Below are 1,409 nucleotides of genomic sequence, written 5' to 3' on the forward strand. Positions count from 1 at the left end.
ATTTACTATTATCGGCAGAAAACCATTTTAAGATAATACTTCTTAATATAAAAAACCTGAAATATAGGCTTAAATTTACTCAAAATAAAATTAATGACTTCTAATTAAGGAGTATCGAAATCAGCGTACTAATACTATTATTACTTATTTTTTGTAGTATCCTTAACCTAAAGGTAGTAAAATCGCCATTCTGCAAGTTCGTTAATGTCAAATGAAACTAAAGCACAAGAAAACTCTCTATCTCTTTGGTACCCATTAATTCTACTACCAAAAAGTAAGTAGTAGTAGTTTTTTTGTCTTTTTTTAATTCGTAACCTAAAGGTAAGGTAGTAAAATCGCCATTCTGCAAATTCGTTAATGTCAACTCAACTACCACCAGCTAAAGCAGGTGGGTTGAATGTCGGCTAAAGCCGACCGAAGCATCCCGTCCGCTGAAGCCTGATCATAAAACACACTTAACTCCGTGGGTATATTAGTGTTATAATAGACCACATGAAGATATGTGGTCAGGATTTTCGCAAGATATATTAAATCGGGTTCAAGTGGGAGTAGAATTGGAGATGGAGATTTCGTGGTGTGCTCTGTCATGGCGAGTATCCGAGTGGTTGAATTAGGGCTCGTCGAGGGGAGGCTGACAGGAAGGCAGTTAAGGTAGCAGATAATGGTGATATAGTTGTTGTCCTTATTGGCACAGAAGATGCAACGGTGAAGTATTTCTACCGTGAGATGTCGCATAGAATAAGATTACAACCTGCTAATTCCAAGTAAGTTTTCAGTAATCAGGTATCAGCACTCAGTTAACACCAGGAGAGTCACGGCAGTAATGAATATTACTACTCTATTTGTTCCCTTATTTTGATGTCCCTAATTCTCTTAAAAGTTGAGCATTGAACACTGATACCTGACACCTGTTAACTGAATGCTTACAATTCCAATATGAAGCCAATAATCGTCCAGGCAGAGGATATTAAATTGGAGGGAAAGGTCATTGGTCTGTACAGGAGATTTTAGCGAGGGGTATTTTTTTAACTATTCCCGCGTGTTTGCAGTGGTGTTTTAGATTCCATCGAGAATTACTGGGAGATTTAGCCGCATGTGCTGCTGATACGCTGACTTACTATATGCAACAGATGAGTGGGCACAAAGAGGCATATCCTGGAATAGTAGCGGTTATTCAAACTGCGGGTGATAGACTTACCTGGAATCCGCATATCCATATTATCGCTACGGTGGGGTGTCTTGCACCTGATAGAAGATACTATCGAGCAGGATATTTACCTTATGATATTTGAGAGCGTTGCAAATGACTTTTAGTTATGGTGTAGGTTTGGAAGAGTTTTGGGTGATAAAAGATGCCAGAGATATAAAAAAGAGATAATCTGCTTAGTTGACATCAAGAGGAGGAAATG

At 38.4% G+C, this 1,409-nt stretch carries 3 protein-coding genes; 2 read left to right on the plus strand and 1 reads right to left on the minus strand.

Annotated elements, in window-relative coordinates; all coding sequences use genetic code 11:
- Positions 1-217 precede the first annotated feature (217 nt).
- Positions 218-364 carry a hypothetical protein gene (locus tag AB1414_20865; protein MEW6609863.1) on the minus strand — a complete coding sequence of 49 codons (147 nt, stop codon included), beginning with the start codon at positions 362-364 and terminating at the stop codon, positions 218-220.
- A 320-nt stretch (positions 365-684) separates the two neighbouring features.
- Between AB1414_20865 and AB1414_20870 the strand changes: the two genes are divergently transcribed.
- Entirely contained in the window at positions 685-768 is an 84-nt protein-coding gene (locus AB1414_20870) for a hypothetical protein (protein ID MEW6609864.1), read from the plus strand.
- A gap of 275 nt (positions 769-1,043) precedes the next feature.
- Complete coding sequence (locus AB1414_20875; protein ID MEW6609865.1) at positions 1,044-1,292, plus strand: transposase; 249 nt, start codon at positions 1,044-1,046, stop codon at positions 1,290-1,292.
- Positions 1,293-1,409: the final 117 nt, after the last annotated feature.

This window comes from bacterium (assembly GCA_040755795.1).
In the GTDB taxonomy this organism is placed as follows: Bacteria; UBA9089; CG2-30-40-21; order CG2-30-40-21; family SBAY01; genus JBFLXS01.